This window comes from Bradyrhizobium sp. Crot121, assembly GCF_059512385.1.
This window is the reverse complement of record NZ_JCAMOR010000024.1, coordinates 1-19,484: the sequence shown is the minus strand read 5'-3', so window position 1 is coordinate 19,484 and position 19,484 is coordinate 1. Positions and strand designations below refer to the sequence as shown.

The 19,484-nt window shown below is 63.0% G+C and carries 17 protein-coding genes; 10 read left to right on the top strand and 7 right to left on the bottom strand.

Annotated elements, in window-relative coordinates; genetic code table 11:
- The first annotated feature begins 21 nt into the window (after positions 1–21).
- Together AC5ZGW_RS21425 and AC5ZGW_RS21420 are read left to right on the top strand one after the other, a co-directional pair.
- Positions 22–651, top strand: coding sequence for a 2-hydroxychromene-2-carboxylate isomerase (locus AC5ZGW_RS21425; RefSeq protein WP_130223691.1), 630 nt, complete (start codon positions 22–24; stop codon positions 649–651).
- A 527-nt stretch (positions 652–1,178) separates the two neighbouring features.
- Positions 1,179–1,427, top strand: a complete 249-nt coding sequence (locus tag AC5ZGW_RS21420) for a hypothetical protein (RefSeq protein ID WP_130223693.1) — start codon at positions 1,179–1,181, stop codon at positions 1,425–1,427.
- Between the two features lie 106 nt (positions 1,428–1,533).
- Here AC5ZGW_RS21420 and AC5ZGW_RS21415 read toward each other — a convergent pair whose 3' ends face one another.
- From AC5ZGW_RS21415 to AC5ZGW_RS21385, 7 genes are all read right to left on the bottom strand, one after another.
- Positions 1,534–2,694, bottom strand: a complete 1,161-nt coding sequence (locus AC5ZGW_RS21415; RefSeq protein WP_130223695.1) for an epoxide hydrolase family protein — start codon at positions 2,692–2,694, stop codon at positions 1,534–1,536.
- A gap of 91 nt (positions 2,695–2,785) precedes the next feature.
- A complete protein-coding gene (locus tag AC5ZGW_RS21410; RefSeq protein ID WP_349645052.1) occupies positions 2,786–4,168 on the bottom strand; it encodes a sensor histidine kinase in 1,383 nt (460 codons plus the stop codon).
- A 35-nt stretch (positions 4,169–4,203) separates the two neighbouring features.
- Positions 4,204–4,881, bottom strand: a complete 678-nt coding sequence (locus tag AC5ZGW_RS21405; protein ID WP_028164860.1) for a response regulator transcription factor — start codon at positions 4,879–4,881, stop codon at positions 4,204–4,206.
- A gap of 162 nt (positions 4,882–5,043) precedes the next feature.
- Positions 5,044–6,192 (bottom strand): efflux RND transporter periplasmic adaptor subunit, encoded by a 1,149-nt coding sequence (locus AC5ZGW_RS21400; protein WP_245474544.1) that lies wholly within the window; start codon positions 6,190–6,192, stop codon positions 5,044–5,046.
- 107 nt (positions 6,193–6,299) lie between these two features.
- Positions 6,300–9,488 (bottom strand): efflux RND transporter permease subunit, encoded by a 3,189-nt coding sequence (locus tag AC5ZGW_RS21395; protein WP_130223699.1) that lies wholly within the window; start codon positions 9,486–9,488, stop codon positions 6,300–6,302.
- A gap of 200 nt (positions 9,489–9,688) precedes the next feature.
- Entirely contained in the window at positions 9,689–10,099 is a 411-nt protein-coding gene (locus tag AC5ZGW_RS21390) for a DUF305 domain-containing protein (protein WP_130223725.1), read from the bottom strand.
- A 646-nt stretch (positions 10,100–10,745) separates the two neighbouring features.
- Positions 10,746–12,134: an aminotransferase-like domain-containing protein gene (locus tag AC5ZGW_RS21385; RefSeq protein WP_130223701.1), complete on the bottom strand. Its 1,389-nt coding sequence runs from the start codon at positions 12,132–12,134 to the stop codon at positions 10,746–10,748.
- A gap of 329 nt (positions 12,135–12,463) precedes the next feature.
- Here AC5ZGW_RS21385 and AC5ZGW_RS21380 point away from each other — a divergent pair, with 329 nt between their 5' ends.
- The 8 genes from AC5ZGW_RS21380 to AC5ZGW_RS21345 are packed head-to-tail and all read left to right on the top strand — an operon-like array spanning position 12,464 to position 19,409.
- Positions 12,464–12,946 (top strand): MSMEG_0572/Sll0783 family nitrogen starvation response protein, encoded by a 483-nt coding sequence (locus AC5ZGW_RS21380; protein ID WP_028164856.1) that lies wholly within the window; start codon positions 12,464–12,466, stop codon positions 12,944–12,946.
- A gap of 29 nt (positions 12,947–12,975) precedes the next feature.
- Positions 12,976–14,037: a Nit6803 family nitrilase gene (locus tag AC5ZGW_RS21375; protein WP_130223703.1), complete on the top strand. Its 1,062-nt coding sequence runs from the start codon at positions 12,976–12,978 to the stop codon at positions 14,035–14,037.
- Positions 13,946–15,082: an MSMEG_0568 family radical SAM protein gene (locus AC5ZGW_RS21370; RefSeq protein ID WP_245474545.1), complete on the top strand. Its 1,137-nt coding sequence runs from the start codon at positions 13,946–13,948 to the stop codon at positions 15,080–15,082. Before AC5ZGW_RS21375 ends, AC5ZGW_RS21370 begins: the two co-directional genes overlap by 92 nt.
- The gene (locus AC5ZGW_RS21365; RefSeq protein ID WP_130223705.1) at positions 15,079–15,627 is read left to right on the top strand and encodes an MSMEG_0567/Sll0786 family nitrogen starvation N-acetyltransferase; all 549 of its coding nucleotides are present in this window, start codon (positions 15,079–15,081) and stop codon (positions 15,625–15,627) included. Before AC5ZGW_RS21370 ends, AC5ZGW_RS21365 begins: the two co-directional genes overlap by 4 nt.
- Before the next feature lie 2 nt (positions 15,628–15,629).
- The gene (locus tag AC5ZGW_RS21360; RefSeq protein ID WP_130223707.1) at positions 15,630–16,625 is read left to right on the top strand and encodes a sll0787 family AIR synthase-like protein; all 996 of its coding nucleotides are present in this window, start codon (positions 15,630–15,632) and stop codon (positions 16,623–16,625) included.
- A complete protein-coding gene (locus tag AC5ZGW_RS21355; protein ID WP_130223709.1) occupies positions 16,622–17,788 on the top strand; it encodes an MSMEG_0565 family glycosyltransferase in 1,167 nt (388 codons plus the stop codon). The genes AC5ZGW_RS21360 and AC5ZGW_RS21355 overlap by 4 nt, the downstream gene beginning before the upstream one ends.
- The gene (locus AC5ZGW_RS21350) at positions 17,781–18,068 is read left to right on the top strand and encodes an MSMEG_0570 family nitrogen starvation response protein (RefSeq protein ID WP_130223711.1); all 288 of its coding nucleotides are present in this window, start codon (positions 17,781–17,783) and stop codon (positions 18,066–18,068) included. The genes AC5ZGW_RS21355 and AC5ZGW_RS21350 overlap by 8 nt, the downstream gene beginning before the upstream one ends.
- A 12-nt stretch (positions 18,069–18,080) precedes the next feature.
- Positions 18,081–19,409, top strand: coding sequence for an MSMEG_0569 family flavin-dependent oxidoreductase (locus tag AC5ZGW_RS21345; RefSeq protein WP_496113958.1), 1,329 nt, complete (start codon positions 18,081–18,083; stop codon positions 19,407–19,409).
- The last annotated feature ends 75 nt before the right edge of the window (positions 19,410–19,484 follow it).

The following is a 19,484-nucleotide window of genomic DNA, read 5'->3' as shown; positions in this document are numbered from 1 at the left end:
CACGATCAGGGAGGGCCAAGGATGGAAAGGCCGCGCGTACGCATCTACACCGACTACAAAAGCCCTTACGCCTTCGTCGCCAACAAGCGCCTGTTCGAGCTCGAAGAGCAGCATGGCGTCGAGTTGGAATGGCTGCCCTATACGCTGCGGATCCCGGAATTCATGGGGACGGTGGAAGAGCGCACCCCGCATTTCTGGCGCAAGGTGCGTTACGCCTACATGGACGCGCGGCGTTTCGCTAACGCGCAGGGCCTGACGATGAAAGGGCCGCGGCGGATTTACGACGCCTTCTATTCCAGCGCCGGCATGCTGTTCGCCCAACGCCACGGCCTGTTCCGGCCGTACCACGACACGGTCTTTCGCTGCTTTTGGAACCATGATCTGGAGATCGACGAACTATCTGATATCGCTGGCGTGATCGCGACGATCGGCGGCTCGGCGAAAGAGTTCGAGGAATATGTTCATGGGCCCGCGCGAGCGGAACATGATCGGATCGTCGAGGAAGCGGAGGCGCTCGGCGTGTTCGGCGTCCCGACCATGGTGTTCAATGGCGAGCTGTTCTGGGGTGGCGATCGCATCGACTTGCTGATCGAGCGCATTAAGGATCCGACCTCCATCGCGATAGCGCTTGGCAGCCGACATAGGAAATGATCCTGCGCCTGTGGTTCCCTCACCTCGGGGAACCGCGACTTCACTTGACAGCCTCCAATATCTGCCGCAGCATTTTGCTGATGCACCTGTCGGGGTGCTGGAGCTTGGCTCCCGGCCTTGCAGGGATTGCCGATCGATTATGTCGTCGGGCGGCAAGCAGAGGATACGGACAGATGTCCGTCGGGCCACTCTTGGAGAGGAGCATGACGCCACCGGGACAGTCCTGTGACCTTGCTCAGCGGCAAGGTCTCGGCGCAGTTGGAGCGAACAGCAGCTGCTAGCCGCATTGCGCCGTCGACAATCTGAACATATCCACCGGATGGGAGCGCAAAGGCCACGCGCTTTACGATCCAGAGTTATCCTGGTGTCTACCAGAATCCTTCGCTAAAACGAAGATGCAGGGCCCCGCGATGCTCCAATGCACCGGGGCCCATTAATTTGCAGGGGAGGCGTCGAGGTCTGCCATCCAGATCCGGAACCCAACTCCTCTTCGCGCGCTAATTTCGCTCGAACCGAGGGAGGTCATGATGAAACGCTATCTGCTTTGTCTCGGTTTGGTTGCGTTGCTCGCGGCTGTCTGCCCTGCCCTCGCCCAAAGCACGAGAACCGGTCCGGCATTTTATGTTGTGCTCAACTCGCTGACCAAGAGTTGCTCGGTTGTCGACAAGACGCCCAAGACGGATACCCCGAACATCACGGTCGCAAGCGACACGGTTTACAAGAGCCGGGCCGAGGCGGAGGAAGCGATCAAGACCTTGCCGTCCTGCTCGCGATAGCTGGTTCGCTAGATGAAACCGAAGGCGATCAGTTCGCAGCCAGATGCGCCGAGCACTCCGCGCGCTCCAGCAGCGGTGGATCCGATCAGGCGATAGCGTCCTTCGCTCATGACTGACTCGCTTCCTCGCGCAACGGCCGGAAGAACTCGCGCACCTCGCGCACGAACAACTCGGGCTGCTCAAAGGCGGCGAAGTGCCCGCCCTTCGGCATCTCGCTCCAATGACAGATGTTGGTGTAGCTCGCCTCCATCCACTTTCGAACCGGCGTGACAATCTCCTTGGGAAAGACGGCGACGCCGGTCGGCACGGTGACCTTGTGCGCGGTTCGCCGTTTCGATCCGAAGCTTTCCCAATAGAGCCGCGCCGAGGAAGCCGCGGTGGCGGGCACCCAATACAGCATGACGTTGTCGAGCAGTTCGTCGCGGGACAGGATGTTCTCGGGATGCCCGTCGCAGTCGGTCCAGGCCCAGAATTTCTCGAGGATCCACGCGGCCTGACCGCTCGGTGAATCCGTCAGCCCATAGCCGAGCGTTTGCGGGCGGGTCGACTGCTGCTTCGAATAGCCGGAATCCCAGTCGGCGTAGTATTTGATACCGTTCAGCGCCCGCACCTCTTCCGGCGTCGGCTGTCCCTCGACATTGGGCCGCGTCGCCATCGCCAGCGTGATGTGAATGCCGGCGCAATGCACAGCGTCTTGCGCGCCCAGCGCGGTCGTGACGGCCGAACCCCAGTCACCTCCTTGCGCGCCGTATCGTGCATAGCCAAGACGTTCCATCAGCACGGCCCAGGCCGCGGCGATGCGATCGACGCCCCAGCCGGTTGCACGCGGTTTGCCGGAGAAGCCGAAGCCCGGCAATGACGGACAGACCACATGAAACGCGTCGGCCGCACGGCCACCGTGCGCGGTCGGGTCGGTTAGCGGCTCGATCACCTTGTGGAATTCGACCACCGATCCCGGCCAGCCATGGGTGATGATCAGCGGCAACGCGTTCGCATGCGGCGAGCGAACATGCAGGAAATGGATGCCAAGTCCGTCGATCTCTGTCGTGAATTGCGCGAAGCGATTGAGGCGCGCTTCGCGGCTGCGCCAGTCATATTCGTCGGCCCAGTAGCGGCAGACCTCCTGGATCCACTTCAGCGGAGCACCTTGGCTCCAGTCTTCGACCAGCTCGGCCTCGGGCCACCGCGTCCGGCCGAGCCTTGATTTGAGATCTTCGAGCACATCGTCACCGACCGCGATCCGATAGGGTTGTATCGCTGTGCTCATGGCCCGCTCCTCCAAACGACACGCTCAATATCGGAGAAAAAGCAGGCTATGCGCAAGCCGCATGGACAGGCCGCGGCCCTCGCCTCGGCGATTACGCTTCCGGATCCGGGCAGGCGATCTCGACGCGGCATCCCGCGCCCGGGTGGATCGTCAGCCGGAAGCCGTGCAGCTTGACGATCGCAGCCACCAGATTGAGGCCTAGGCCGACGCCGGGCGTGTTGCGCATCTTGTCGGACCGATAGAACCGCCGCAGCACAGCGTCGCGCTCCTCTGCCGTGATCCCGCTACCGGTATCGACAATGCGGATCACGGTTTCATTCCCGTTGCGCAGCAGTTCGATATCGACCTTGCCGCCTTCCGGCGTGAACTTGATGGCGTTGTCGACGAGATTGGTGACCGCCTCGATCAACAGGTCCCGGTCGCCGCGCACGTTGAGCTCGTGCTCCGCGTGGACCGTCAGCACGATATTCTTGTTCTCCGCGATCGGCTCGTAGATGTCGCAGACCTCCCGCAACATCTCATGCAGCCGCACGATGCCGAAGCCGGCCGACCGCCGGCTGTTCTCGATCTCGGCAAGCCGCAACAGCGCAGTGATGATCGTCAGCGACTGATCGATGCCTGCGATCGCCTTGTCTGCGACCGTCTGAAGCTGCTCCAGCGACGTTGCATGGGTGCGGCCGCGCTCGAGCGCGAGCCTTGCGCGCGTCAGCGGCGTCCTGAGATCGTGGGCGATATCGTTGCCGACGCCGGCAAGCGCGTTGATCATCGTTTCCATCTCGTCGAGCATGCCGTTGACGATGACCGCGAGCTTCGAGAACGGCTCGCTGCCGTCGCGATATGGCAACCTTTCACGCAGATCGCCCGCGATAATGCGCTGGACGCGCTGGTTGACCTCCTCGACCTGCCGTTGCGCCCGCACGCTCAGCCACGCGCCGGCCAGAAGACAGATGATGAATGCCGGCAACAATCCGAACGCGAGCGCTTCGCCGACGACATGGGAGATTTCCTTGGTCTCATCGACATTGCGTGCAATCGCCAGAACGTTGCCGTTTGGCATGCGCTTTGCGATCGCGCGAACTGAATGATTGTGATCCGGCTGGTCTACCCTCGCCGCGGTGACGCTCTGCGCCGGGGCGTCGATCTTGAGACCGGCCGGAAGACGCTCCATGTTGCCGGCCAACCTCCGCCCATCCGAGCCAAACACCCCTGCAAACTGAACGCCGCGCGAATCCTGCCGCAGATGATCTTCGATCGCGTTGAGCTGGCGCTCCATCGGCAATGTCGCCATGAAGGCGATCTGACGGCCGAGCATGCGGTCGGTCCGCTCGATCAGATAATTGTCGATCTTCACATAGATGAAACCGAACAGCGCGATCATGAAGACGGCAAGGACGCCGGCCACCGCAAGTGCCCAGCGAAAGCTGTTCGACCGAATGAATTGCCACTGGCCCATCGTGTTCAGATGTCTCTGCATGAGGTCAACGGCCATCGATCGGAGCGCGCAATATCTCAGGAGGCCGCACGGAGAATGAAGCCGGCACCGCGGACATTCTGGATCATCGGAGTCTCGTCCGGCCCGTCCACCTTGTGGCGCAGGCGGCCCATATGCACGTCGACCAGGTTCGTCGCCGGGACGAACTTGTAGTTCCAGACTTCTTCAAGCAGCATGGCGCGCGTCAGCAACTGGTCGCTGCGTCGCATCATGTATTCGAGCAGGCGAAATTCGCGCGGCAACAGATCGATCACCCGATCGCCGCGCCTGGCACTGCGCTCGATCAGGTCGAGTTCGAGCTGCCCCACCCGCAGCAATGTCTCTCGCGATTCCACCGGCCGGCGCAGCAGCGCCTCTATCCGCGCGATCAGTTCCACGACGGCAAAGGGCTTGGTGAGATAATCATCGCCGCCCATGCGCAGGCCCCGCACACGGTCGTCCACCGCGCCGAGTGCACTTAGCACCAGCACCGGCGTGCGAACCTGCTCTTTCCGCAAGGTCTCGATCACGCTGAGCCCATCCATTCCCGGCAACAAGCGGTCGACAATCATGGCGTCAGGCCGCAGATTGCGAGCCTTGTCGAGGCCTTCTCGACCATTGGCCGACCATTCGACCTCGAACCCGCGTTCAGCGAGTTCGGCCGTAATCTCCTCGGCGGTCTCGCCGTCATCCTCGATCAAGAGCACCTTTGTCATCAATCCGTTCTCGACAACACCCTGCCGGAGGCCGGCCCGCGCCGCTGGCAGCGTGCGTCCGCCCTCCGCTCAACCAACATAGGCTCGGCGGCGGAACCACGCCATTAAATTGCATTTTAGAGAGGGGTTTTGCTGCCGATCCGGGCGGACCGCGGAGAGAGATCAGGAAACGGCCTGGGTCCTGAGGGTCACACGGCTGCCGTCGGCCAAGTCGACCGACGGATTGAGGATCACCTTGTCGCCCGCTTTAACACCGCTGTTGATCTCCACTTGCTGACCGAGGTCACGCACGACGTTGACCTTGTGCAGATGCGCCACCCCGTTCTCGACCACGGCGACCTGCAGGCCGCCTTGATTGAAGATGATTGCATCCGCAGACACTTTGAAGCTCGGCGTCTTGCGCGGGATGCGCAGTTCGATCGTGCAGTAGGTGCCGGGCGTGAGCGCGCCGTCCGGATTCGGGATATCGACCTCGGTCAACAGCGTTCGCGAACCCGGCTGCAGCGCATCGGCGATCCGCGTCACCGTGCCGGGGAAGGTGCGGTCGGGCAGTTCCGGAACGTGCACGATGGCATCGATCCCCGCACGTACTCCGAACGCCGCATCCTGTGGAACAAACACCTGGGTGCGGATGACATTGCTCTGCATGATCGTGAACATGAACGTGCCGCTGGTCGCATCCGCCTGCACCAGGCTGCCGACGTCGATATTGCGCTGGGTGATCACGCCGTCGAAGGGTGCAACGACGTGCTGGTAGATCTTCTGCTGATGCAACACCTGCACCTGCGCTTCCTCGGCGACGACATTGGCCTGCGCGACCGAGACCGCGGCCTCTTGCGCCTTCAGCGTCTGGGAGTCGATCGTTCCCTGCTGCGCGGTAAGCCAGCCCTTCTCCACCAGCGGCTTGTCGCGGTCCCAGGTCACCTTGGCCAGTTCCCTGTTGGCCTGCGCCTGCTGCAGCGCAGACCTGAGCTGCCCGAGCGTCGCCTCAGCCTGTGCGATCTGATGGTCGAGTTCCGGCGCAACGATCTCCGCCAGCAATTGCCCTTCCTTGACATGGTCACCGATATCAACCTCGCGCTTGGCGATATAGCCGCTGGCGCGCGCGAAGATGTTGGCGGAGGCAAAAGCCGAGGTGGTTGCAGGCAGGTTCACGACGTCGATCCCATCGCTAGGCTCGACGGTCGCCACACGAACGTCCGGGACGAGATCGTGGCGCTGTTCGGCCGTGGCCATGGTCTGGCGATATTGGGCGTAGTGATTCCATCCCCCGAACGCCAGTGCGGTCCCTCCGATCAGCCCCAGGGCCACGCCCACAGTCCGGCCAATCCACCGTCTCGAACGGCCATGCCGCACCGGCGCCGGATCGCTTTTGCGATCCCCGGGCGTCGGCTCGATTTTCAAAGGCCGATTGAAATTCATTCCAGCACCTCGTCGAATACCCCTTGATGTTTTTCGCCGTCATTGCCCTTGCGCAGCATGGCAAACAGATAGGGCACCACCAGCAACGTCGTCGGCGTCGCAAACAGCAAGCCGCCGATCACCGCGCGCGCAAGCGCGGCATTCTGCTCTTCGCCGGCCGCTCCGATCGCCATCGGGATCATGCCCACGATCATTGCGGCCGCGGTCATCAGCACCGGTCGGATCCTGGTATGCCCGGCCTCGATCGCAGCCTCGAAGGCAGTCTTGCCGGCAAGCTGCTGCTCGCGGGCAAAAGTCACCAGCAGGATCGAGTTGGCCGATGCCACACCCACCGCCATGATCGCTCCCATCAGCGACGGCACGTTCAGGGTCGTGCCGGTCACGAACAGCATGGTCAGGATGCCACAGAGCGTCGCGGGCAAGGCCAGGATAACGACGAAGGGATCGCCGAAGTTCTGATAGTTCACCACCATCAGCATGTAGACAAACACGGCGGCAAACAGCAGGCCGATGCCGAGATTGACGAACGAGCTGTTCATGCTGTCGATCTGGCCGATCACCTGGATCGAATTGCCTGGCTTCAGCTGCTTCTGCAGATCCCCGACAATATGGCTGATCTGGCTCGCGACGCTGCCGAGATCACGGCCTTGCGTGCTGGCATAGGTCTCGTAGACCGGCTGAATATTGGCCTGGTTGGCATTGGTCGGAACGCTGCCGCGCCTGAACGTGGCGACGTTGCTGAGCAGGCCAGGCACGGGTGTATCGGTCAGCGACGCCAGCGTCGTGGAAACCGGCGTGTTGCCGAGATCGCTGACGGACGAAATCCTGCTCTCGGGCGTCTGCACCGCGAAGTAGTATGGAATGCCGGATTTGGGATCGGTCCAGAAATTCGGCTGCACCTGCTCGGACGAGCTCAGGCTGACATTGAGATTGGTGGCGATCGTGTTGGCGTTCAGGCCGAGCTGGGCCGCGCGGGTGCGATCGATGTCGGCATAGAACGCTGGCGCGTTGACTTCCTGCTGCAGATGCGCATCCACCACGCCAGGGATATCGGCGATGCGCTGCCGCAGTTCCTGTGCGACCCGCAGATTATTGTCCTTGTCGTAGCCGACCGTACGGACGTCGATCTGCGCCGGCAGTCCGAAATTGAGGATCTGCGTCACGATATCCGCCGCCTGGAAGTAGAACGTGTCCTCCGGGAAAGCCTTGGGCAGCTCCTCGCGCAGCTTGCGCACATAGTTCGCCGTCGGCGCGTGGCCTTCCTTGAGCGCCACAAGGATCACGCCGTCATTGACGCCGATGGTCGAGCCGTCGCTGAAGGCGAGGTTATACGGCCGTGCCGGCAGCCCGATATTGTCGACGATCAATTCGCGCTGATCGGCCGGGATGATTTCGCGGATCTTGTTCTCGACCTGCTGAAAGACGCGCTCCGTCGCCTCGATCCTGGTCCCGGCCGGCGCGCGGACGTGAAGCTGAATCTGTCCGCCATCAATCGCCGGGAAGAAGTCTCGGCCGACCATCGGAAACATCACGCCGCCCAGCAGCAGCACGAATCCCATGCCGATGGGAATGATAAAGCGGTGGTTCAAGAGTTCGGTGAGCCAACGCGAATAGCCATGGCGTATGGTCTCAAAACCGCGCTCGAACGCCGCATGGAAGCGCGCGAACAAGCCGGTCGCCGCCGCTCCTGGTGCGCCGTGATGTTCGCCCTTGAGCAGAAGTCCGATCACGATCGGCGTCAGGGTTCGAGACAGACCGTAGGAAGCCAGCATCGCGAACACGACGGCGAGCCCGAGCGGCGTGAACAGGTACTTTGCCGGCCCATCCAGGAACACCACGGAGGTGAAGACGCAGCTGATCGCGAGCGTCGAGACCAGGGTCGGGACGGCAATGCCGGCGGCGCCGTGCAGCGTCGCCTGTGGCAGCGGCATCCCCTCCTCGGTCAGCAGCCGATGGGTGTTCTCGATCGTGACCGTCGAGTCGTCGACGAGAATGCCGACCGCGAGCGCCAGACCGCCGAGCGTCATCGTGTTCAAGGTTTCGCCGAGGAAATAAAGCACGATCAGCGAAGTCAGGATCGAAAGCGGGATCGAGATCATGATCACCACGGTCGAGCGCCATGATCCCAGGAACAGCAGGATCATCAGCGCGGTCAGCGCCGCCGCAATCGCGCCCTCGCGCAGTACGCCCGTGACCGACTCTTTGACGAACACCGACTGATCGAACAGTTCCTTGATCTGCATGCCCGGAGGCGCCGCGGCGCGCGCCGTCTGCAACGCCTGGTGCACAGCATTGACAACCGAGAGCGTGGAGGCATTGCCGTTCTTGATGATGCTGAGCAGCACCGAGCGCCGGCCGTTCTGCCGCACGACGTTCTGCTGCACCAGCCAGCCGTCATGTACCTGCCCGACATCCTTGACGAACACAGTCGCGCCGTTCACCACCTTGATCGGAATATTGTTGAGGTCGTCGATGCTCGGCGGCGTTGCATTGGTGCGGATGGCATACTGCGTCTTGCCGAACTTCGCCGTGCCTGCCGGCAATGTCAGGTTCTGGGTATTGACGGCATTCACCACGTCGAGCGGCGTCAATCCCTTGGCGAGCAGCTTTTCCGGATCGATATCGACCATGATCTGGCGGTACTTGCCTCCCGCCGGCGTCGGCAGCGTAATGCCGGGGATCGGCGCCAGTTGCTGGCGGATGCGATAGATGCCGTAGTCGTAGAGCTGCTGCTCACTGAGCGTGTCGGAGCTCAGGCTGATCTGCAGCACTGGAACGCTCGAGGCGTTGAACTGCACCACCACCGGCGGCTGGATCCCCGGCGGCATCAGCGCGCGGATCGAGTTGGTGGCGGAGACGATCTGGGCGATGGCGAGATCGAGATTGACGTCGGGCTGGAAGTAGATCTTCTGCACCGACAGCCCCGCCATGGTCTGGGCTTCGATGTTCCTGATGCCGTTGACGTTGGAGCTGATCGAATACTGGCTGTAGGTGGTGACGCGCTGCTCCATCTCGGGCGTGCTCAGCCCGGTGTAGCTCCAGATCACCGTCACCACGGGGATGTTGATTTCCGGAAAGATGTCCGTCGGCATCTTGTAGCTGGCGACGGCACCCAGAAACAGGATCAGCGCAGCGACCACATAGAACGTATGTGGAAACCGCAGAGCGAAGCGAACGATACCCATAATCGGTCCTTAACCGCGCGCCGCTCTGCCGGTCCTCACACAAGCAAGCGGCGCGCCTATTTCAAATGCACCTGCACGACGTGACCGGGCTTGTCCGGAACGCTCTCTGTGATTACCAGATAACGTCGTTGAATTTTGTCTTCGCCATGCCTCGTGCGCCGGCGAGGCTCGAGAGCCGACATCCTCATTTGTTTCGTCCCCTACTGCATATGCATCGTGTGGCTAGACATCGCGTCCAGTGATTGCATGGCAGGTATGGTATCCGGCTGCGGCGCAGGTGCAGTGCCCGGCTGTGTCGGCGCGGCAACCGACGGCGGCAACTCCTCGCCAACCGCGAGCCGCATCGCCGCAATCTCCTGCTGCTGGGTCACGACAATCTCCTGCGCGAGACGGCGAAGCTGCTCGTTATGGCCGTAGCGAAGGACAGCCTTCGCCATGTCGATCGCGCCTTGATGGTGCGGAACCATCATCGCGACGAAATCACGGTCGACATCGCCGGTCGGCTTGATCGTCATGTCCGCCATCATCTTGTTCATGGCGGCATCATTTTCTGAAAGGAAGGGCTGCTCGCCGGCATAGTCGGGGCGATCAGCCACATATTGAACCGGCATGGCCCCGCGAACGTGATACGCCCTGGTGGGATTCTGGGCCAACACGAACGACGTCGCCGCCACGGTGGCCGTCGTCGCGAGTGAGATCACGCGTTTGCGAACGAAAGAACGTGACAGCACGATCATACATGCCTCCAAGCGAAACCTGCCGCTACGTGGAGCGACCCACGATCCGACCTCTTCCATTTCCGAATACCTCTAGTGGGTAGTCCGCCCGAACAAGCCCAAAGACGTCGCGCCGCCGACGCCATTCAAGTGGCGGTCGAACATCCCATTCTCAACTAAAAAACGATTTAGGGTTTCGACGGCGCCGATTGGATGTCGGATCGCATCAACAAGCTGCTACGATCAGCCAACATTCGGTGACGGCGCGGATCGCAGCACTCAATATCCGGTGAGTTGGCGAGGACTTTTCTCCTCACGCGATGAAGCCGCGTCGAAAATCGCGCGAGCCAAATCTTAATCAGCTATGCGCAGAAGGCCGATCTGTTCATTCAATTGTGATTGCGGACGCTCGCGCACCCGTGATGACGAGCACACCTGTCTTCCTATGCGCCAGAACAGGCTAGCCGGACGATCGCACATCGCAGCGCTTGTTGTTTCAGGATATACGCGGCAACCGATTCGTTGCCCTGATTCGACGACGTCAGAGAAACGATGATGCCAGAGCCGGGCTCTCGGCGAGCGCATGCGCGGTATACTCCAGCGCGCTCCTGACCTGCGGCCGATTGACGGGACCGCCGAGGCATATCCTAACCGCCTCGGGCGGCGATCCGTTGACGACGAATGCATCGCTTGCGACGACACCGATGCCGGTCGATCGCATATGCTCGACGAATGCTGAGCGCGTCCATGGCGCGGGCAGTGGGACCCAGATGTTGAAGCTGAGCAGATCCCCGCGATAAGAACCTTTCGGCAATATCTCCGCTGCCAGCCTCTGCCGCGCCGATGTCTCCGTGCGGATGAATCGTAGGATCGTGTCCGCGGTGCCGTCCTCGATCCAGCGCGTCACCAGCGACACTGTGAGCGGCGAAGCCATGACGGTTGCGGCACGAAGGGCCGAGGCGAACGGCCAGGCCGAACGCGTATCGGGGACCACGACATAGGCAGCGCGCAATCCAGCACCGATGCATTTCGCAAGGCCCGCAACGTGCCAGGTGAGATCGGGCGCAATCGCGGCAAACGGCGCGTGGCCGTGACCGTGTTCGGGGATGAAGCCGTAGGCGTCATCCTCGATAATCGGCAACTTGTGGCGTCGCGCGATCGCAACGATCTCGCGTCGTCGAGGGTCGGGAATCGTCAGCGTAGTCGGATTCTGTAGGGTCGGATTGAGATAGATCGCCTTCGGCTTCAGCTTCTTGCATGCGTCGGTCAAGGCCTGCGGTTCGACGCCGTCATCGTCCATCGGCAAGCCGACCAGCGTGATGCCGAGTTGCGCGGCGATAGCGCGTATGCCCGGATAGGTGATGGCCTCGCACAGCACGATCTCGCCGGGCTTTGCGAGGATCGAGAGAATGCCAAGCAGCGCCGGATGCGCGCCAGGCGACACGAAGATACGGCTCTGCGCCGGCACCAGCGCGCGCCGGCCGAGCCAACTCGACGCCGCATCCTTGTCGGCCTGGGTGCCGCCGAATCCCTGGTAGCGCAAAAGCGAGACGACATCGCGCATGACGTAGTCCGCCGCCGCCTGCATCCGCGCGATCAAGTCGGGATCATCAGGCTCGGGCGGCAGATTCATCGAGAGGTCGACCGGCCGCGGCGGAAAGGCCTGCACTGAGCGTCGCGGGCGCGGCTTGTCGCGGACGAAAGTTCCCTGCCCGACCTTCGATTCGATCAGCCCGCGCTTCTGCGCCTCGACATAACCGCGCGCTACCGTCGTGAAGTCGATGTCGAGCCGCTTGGCCAACTTGCGCTGCGGCGGCAATCGGTCGCCGATGACAAGCTTTCCGGCGGCGATATCATCGGCGATGGCGTCGGCAATCGCGAGATAGCGCGGCTTGTCACTGTTGGAGAGGTCGGGTCGCCAGTCGGTCATTTGCGAGATCTAGCCAGATGAGCTCAAAATTGACCGTATGTTGTTGCATGCTCTTTCGCAATTGGGTTCGTAGTACTGCCATTATTCCTGCGGGACTCGACGAGGACGCCTGCATAGCAATCGAGCGCGTTGCACACTGCTGCTAGGCAGCTTTTTCTAACGGCAGAGAAACAATCCCTACAGTCCCGTCAGATATCCAGTCAACATTGACTGCATATCTGACTGCATATTGACTGCGTTGATGATTAATTGAGCAAACAGGCGTTTGGCACATTGATTGCTAATCCTGAAATCGATCCGGGAGGCCGGACGAGAGCAGGAGGTGCGCAATGCCCGCAGTAACGATGCCCGCTCGCCAGAAAGGCGATTTTCTTGTCGATTATGAGGAGAAGGTTTTCGAGGACGTCAAAGCCAAGCCCGGCGAGAAGGCGCTGGTGACGTTCCACACTGTCGCGTTCGAAGGCTCGATCGGTCTCGTCAACATCCTTCAGGCGCTTCGGTTGAAGCGAAAGGGTTTTGACACCTCGATCCTCCTCTATGGTCCGGGCGTCACGCTCGGCATCCAGCGCGGCTTTCCGAAGATCGGCGACGAAGCGTTTCCAGGCGCCCAGAACTTCAACAACCAGCTCGCAAAATTCATGGACGAAGGCGGCAACGTCTACGCCTGCCGCTTCGCCTTGCAGGCGCTGTATGGCCATGGCGAGCCGTCGCTGATCCCGGGCATCCGGCCGATCAATCCGCTCGACGTGCTGGATCTGATCCTGATCCACCGCAACGACAACGCCTTCATGCTCCACACCTGGACGCTCTGACGCGGGGCGAGCGGACGAGGGAGGAGACCGTGACAGCGAAGCGCATCGTCAAGGCTGCAGCGATCCAGATCGCGCCCGATCTGGAAACGCCGAGCGGAACCGTCGATCGGATCCTGGCGGCCGTTGCGGAAGCGGCCGGCAAGGGCGTCCAGTTCGCCGTGTTCCCGGAGACGCTGGTTCCCTGGTATCCGTATTTTTCCTTCGTCCGCCCGCCGGTCCTGAGCGGCGCCGAGCATATCCAGCTCTACGACAACGCCGTCGTGGTGCCGGGCCCAGTGACCGACGCCGTCGCCCAAGCCGCCAAGCGCCATGCCATAGTGATCGTGCTCGGCGTCAACGAGCGCGATCACGGCTCGCTCTATAATGCGCAGCTCGTATTCGATGCCACCGGCGCGATCGTGCTGAAGCGCCGCAAGATCACACCCACCTTCCACGAACGCATGATCTGGGGCCAGGGCGATGGCGCCGGACTGAAGGTGGCCGATACGGCCGTCGGCCGCGTCGGCGCGCTCGCCTGCTGGGAGCACTACAATCCCCTCGCCCGCTACGCGCTGATGGCGCAGCACGAGGAAATTCACGCGGCGCAATTTCCGGGATCGCTGGTCGGACAGATCTTCGCCGATCAGATCGAGGTGACGATCCGCCACCATGCACTCGAAAGCGGTTGCTTCGTCGTCAACGCCACCGGCTGGCTCTCCGAGGAGCAGATCGCGAAGATCTCGCCGGACGAAGGCCTGCGCAAGGGCCTGCGCGGCGGCTGCATGACCGCGATCGTCTCGCCGGAAGGCAATCACCTCGTCCCGCCGCTGACGAGCGGCGAAGGAATTCTGATCGCCGACCTTGACATGGCGCTGATCGCCAAGCGCAAGCGGATGATGGACTCGGTCGGCCACTATGCCCGGCCAGAGCTTTTGTCGCTCGTGCTCAACGACCAGCCGGCGCGTCCAATGCACGGCCTTCACCCCAATCGCCTCATGCCCAATCCGGGAGACGTATCCGATGACACAGCAGATGCCGCACGAGCGACTCAAGGCGATGCCGACCGAGCAGTTGATCAACGAGTTGCAGTCCTTCGGAGTACGCCTCGCTGATCCCAGGAACGGCGGCATCAGCCGCCGCGGCGGCGCCGGTCCCTCCGACCACACGCCATTCACCATCGACGGCTCCACCGTGATGGTGCCGGTCCATAATGCGCCGGCGTTCGAGAGCCCATATCTCGTCGAGCGGCCCGATGCCGCCGGCCGCAGCCGCATCTCGCGCGACGGCATCGTGCTGGCCGATGTCTCGTTCCCGTTGCGGCCGAAATTCTACGAGCTCTCTACCGCCGACGGCATTCCCTATTCCAAGATCGCGACGCTGCATGGGCGTGACGTGCTCGCAACCACGGTGCTGCAGACATGCATCCGCTACCAGAGCCGCACCAAGACCTGCCAGTTCTGCGCGATCGGGCAGTCGCTCGCGGCCGGACGCACGGTCGAACGCAAGACGCCGGCACAGCTTGCCGAAGTCGCCAAGGCCGCGGTCGAGCTCGATGGTATCAGCCACATGGTGATGACCACCGGCACGCCGCGCACCTCCGATCGCGGCGCTGCGATCCTTGCCGAGAGCGCCGCGGCCGTCAAAGCCGCCGTCGACCTGCCGATCCAGGCGCAATGCGAGCCGCCGGATGATTTCGCCTGGTTTGGCCGCATGAAGGATGCCGGCGTCGATGCGCTCGGCATGCATCTGGAAGTCATCGGCGCCGACGTGCGGCAACGGATCATGCCGGGCAAGGCCCAGGTCTCCATCGACGACTATTTCGAAGCCTTCGCGGCGGCGGTGCCGGTGTTCGGCCGCGGTCAGGTCTCGACGTATATCCTCGCCGGTCTCGGCGACAGCCCGGCAGAGATTCTGGCCACCTCGCAGCGCCTTATCGACATCGGTGTTTATCCATTCGTTGTTCCCTTTGTGCCGATCGCCGGCACGCCGCTGGAGAGTCATCCGACGCCTCCCCCATCTTTCATGCACGACATCCTGCGTCCGCTCGCGGACATGCTGCGGGCCGGGGACTTGCGCGCTTCCGACATCAAGGCGGGCTGCGGCAAATGCGGCGCCTGCTCGGCGCTGTCGACCTATGAGCAGAGGGCCATCGCATGATCTTCGAATCCTTCAAGCCGTTCATCGCGCCTGAATTCCAGGTGAAGTTCGCGACCGAAGCCTGGGAGAAGGCTGCGGCCGCTGCGCTCCGCCGCCGGGTGTTCTGCGAGGAGCAGCACGTCTTCACCGATGACGACCGCGATGCCACCGACGACTGCGCGATTCCGCTGGTGGCCGTGTCGTTGCTCGGCGTCGTCGAGGACGACGTCGTCGGCACCGTACGTATTCACCGCGATGACCATGAACCCGATGTCTGGTGGGGATCGCGGCTGGCGGTTGCGAGGAACTACCGCCGGCTGAGCGCGGTCGGCGCCGGCCTGATCCGGCTTGCGGTGTCGTCCGCGCACGCGCGCGGCTGCCGGCGTTTCCTCGCCAATGTCCAGAGCCAGAATGCGCTGCTGTTCCAGCACATGCACTGGCGCTCGCTCGGTGAGTTCGAGCTGCACGGCCGCCCGCATCACCGCATGGAGGCCGACCTCGATCACTATCCGCCATTCCGCACTCCTGAGACCGGCTTCCTCTCCCTGGCGAAATTGGCGGCCTGATCATGCTCTCCGGTGCCGCCATCGATGCTCTTGCGGAACGGCTGCGGCAGAGCCGCGGCATCGGCGCCAAGGCCGACATCGCCGCGGTGGCCGCCGCGCTCGAGCTGTCGGGCGATCAGGCGATCCCCGTGGGCGACGACTGCGCGGCAATTCCGGATGGTGACGGCCACCTCCTGTTCGCGATCGAAGGCTTCATGAACGAATTCGTCGCCGCCGATCCTTGGTTCGCCGGCTGGTGCGGCGCGATGGTGAACATCTCCGATGTCGCGGCGATGGGCGGACGGCCCACCGCGATCGTCAATGCGATCTGGTCCGATGGCCCGGATAACGCATCGCCGATCCTCGCCGGCCTGAAGGCGGCGGCGAAGGCGTTCGGGGTCCCCATCATCGGCGGCCACACCAATATTCGCAGCAGCCAGAGCCAATTCGCGGTCGCGATCCTCGGCCGTGCCAAGCGGCTGCTGACCAGCTTCGATGCGAAGCCAGGCGACAAGCTCGTTGCTGCGATCGATCTTCGCGGCCGCTACCGGGAGCCGTTCGCGAACTGGGAAGCGGCAACCGATGCGCCGCCGGAACGGCTGCGCGGCGACATCGAGATCCTGCCGTCGGTTGCCGAGTCCGGGCTCGCGTGTGCCGCCAAGGACATCAGCCAGGGCGGCATCGTCGGCACCGCCGCGATGCTCGCCGAGTGCTCGCAGGTGGCGCTCGCCATCGATCTCGACGCGATCCCGATTCCGGACGGCGTTCCGCTGGAACGCTGGCTGCAGACCTTTCCGAGCTTCGGCTATCTCGTGTCGGTCAAGCCGGAACATCTCGACGAAACGCTCGCGCGCTTTCGCCAGCGCGGCATCGCCGCCGCGTCCGTTGGCGACGTGATGGCCGGAACCACGGTCGACATTCGCGCCGGCTTCGACCGCGCGACGGTGTGGGATTTCGCGCAGCAGTCGTTGATCGGCTGCGGCCCCGCCAGGCGTCCGATCCAGCGGAGCGTCGCATGAGCGCTTCGTCCGCGCCGCTCCGCATCGCGATCCTGACCCACTCGACCAACCCGCGTGGCGGCGTGGTGCACGCGCTCGAGCTCGCGGACGCCTTGACGAGGCTCGGCCATGCCGCCATCGTGCATGCGCCCGATCGCGCCGGCAAGGGCTTCTTCCGTTCCAGTCTCGCGCCGACCGTATCGGTGCCGGCGTCGGCTGTGTCTGACGATGTCGCGTCGATGGTGGAAACGCGCATCGCGGACTATGTGCGGCATTTCGAGAATGCCGCGCATCGGCAATTCGATGTCTACCATGCCCAGGACGGCATCTCCGGCAATGCGCTGGCGACGCTGAAGCAGCGCGGGCTGATCCAGGGTTACGTCCGCACCGTGCACCACGTCGACGATTTCAGCGATGCGCGGCTGCACCAGCTCGACCAGCGCTCGATCGTTCTCGCCGATCATCTCTTTGTCGTCAGCCGGATGTGGCAGGAGCGCCTTCGCATCGAATTGGCCTGTACCTCGACGCTGGTCGGCAACGGCGTCGACACCAGCCGCTATTCGTCTGCCCCCAATCCCATCGATAGCGCACTGCGCGCCCGTCTCGGGCTTCGCGAGGGACCAGTGCTGCTGGCGATTGGCGGCATCGAGCAGCGCAAGAACACCCATGCCATCCTCGATGCCTTCAGCCAGGTGCATGCCATCCACCGCTCCGCGCAGCTCGTGATCGCGGGCGGCGCCTCGCTGCTCGACCACGGCGCCCACCAGCAGCAGTTCCGGCTGCGGCTGCAGGATGCCGGCTTGCCGGCAGGCGCGGTGATCGAGACCGGGCCGCTTGCCGATACTGAGATGCCATCGCTCTATCGGCTTTCGGACGCCCTGGTCTTCCCGTCGCTGCGCGAGGGCTTTGGCCTCGTCGTACTCGAAGCGATGGCGAGCGGCGTCCCCGTGATCGTCTCGCATATCCCGCCCTTCACCGAATATCTCGGCGCGGACGACGTTGCCTGGTGCGATCCGCATCAGGCGGGCTCGATTGCGAATGCCATCATCAGCGCGCTGTCCGAACCGCTTCGCTCCCGCCTCGCCGCGAACGGACGTAACGTCGCCGAACGTCACGATTGGAGCCGCACCGCTGAGGCGCACCTTCCAGCCTATCGCCGCATGAGCGAGGTGCATTATGCCTGAAATGCGTTTCCATGTGCGCTGGCCGGATGAAAGCATCGAGGTCTGCTATTCGCCTTCGCTGGTGATCAAGGACCATCTCGCCGTCGGCGCGACCTACTCGCTCGCCGATTTCCGGGAGCGCAGCCGCATCGCGCTGACGATCGCAGCAGAGCGCGTCCGCGAGAAATACGGCTTCTTCTGCACGCGCGCGCTCGGTCAACTCGCCCGGATCGAGGAAACGGCCGGCCGATTCGAGGCCATGCCAGAGGCCTCCGTCACCATCGTTTCGTTCGAAGAATAACAGGAGTTCATGATGTCTGATCTCGACTCTCACTACCCGGTCGTCGTGATCGGCGGCGGACAGGCCGGCCTTGCGATGAGCGCGCAGCTCAGCCGGCACGATATCGACCATGTGGTGCTGGAGAAGAACAGCATCGCCCATTCCTGGAAAACGCAGCGGTGGGACGCGTTCTGCCTGGTGACGCCGAACTGGCAGTGCCAGCTCCCCGGCTTTCCCTATACCGGCAGCGATCCGCACGGCTTCATGCTGCGCGATGAGATCGTCCGCTATATCGAAGACTACGCGAAGCACATCAAAGCTCGGGTCCGCGAAGGCGTCGCGGTCGTCAGGCTACGCCAGGTAAGCGGAAGATTCCTGCTCGAGACGACCGCGGGCGAGATCATGGCCGATAGCGTCGTGCTCGCGGTCAGCGGGTATCACATCCCCAAGCTTCCCGAATTCTCGGAGCGGCTGGACCCGGCCATCACGCAGATCCATTCTTCCGCCTATCGCAATCCCGACCAGTTACCAGCGGGCGAGATCTTCGTCGTCGGCAGCGGCCAATCCGGCTGCCAGATCGCCGAGGACCTGCATCTGGCCGGCCGCAAGGTTCATCTTGCGGTGGGCAGTGCGCCGCGCTGCCCCCGCTTCTACCGCGGCCGCGACGCCGTCGACTGGCTTGATGATCTCGGCCAATACGATCTGCCGGTGGATCAGCATCCGCTGCGGGAAAAGGTTCGCAAGAACGCCAACCACTATCTCACCGGCCGCGACGGCGGCCGCGACATCGACCTGCGCAGGTTTGCGCTCGAAGGCATGAAACTCTACGGGCGCCTGAAGGACGCGCGCGGCACCACGTTGCGGCTCAGCGACGATCTAAAGACCAACCTCGACAATGCCGATCGCGTCTACAACGGCATCTGCAGCCTGATCGACGACCACATTGCGAGAGGCGGGATCGATGCGCCGCTGACGCCGCACTATGCGCCGATGTGGTCGCCTGCCGACGCTCCGACGGAGCTCGACCTTGCGGCAGCCGGCATCACCAGCATCATCTGGACCACCGGCTTTCGTTCGGATTGGTCGTGGGTGGATTTGCCGATGTTCGACGGCGCAGGTTATCCCACGCACAAGCGCGGCGTCACCTCGGTCGATGGTGCCTATGTGATCGGATTGCCCTGGCTTTACACCTGGGGTTCGGGCCGGTTCGTCGGCATCGGACGCGACACGGAGTTCGTGGCGGATCATATCGTGGGCCGGCGGAGCGCGGTACAGGAGGTAGTGTGCGGAAGGTTCTGCAAAAGGCTGAGAGGCTGGAGCGGTCATGGTAAGTCCGGTGATTGCGAAGATCACCGCTCATAGAGGAGCTTGGACCCGCCATGACCGTGACGAAGATTAGGACGGACGTCTCTGCAGTCAAAGAGTTGTTGAGGTCGG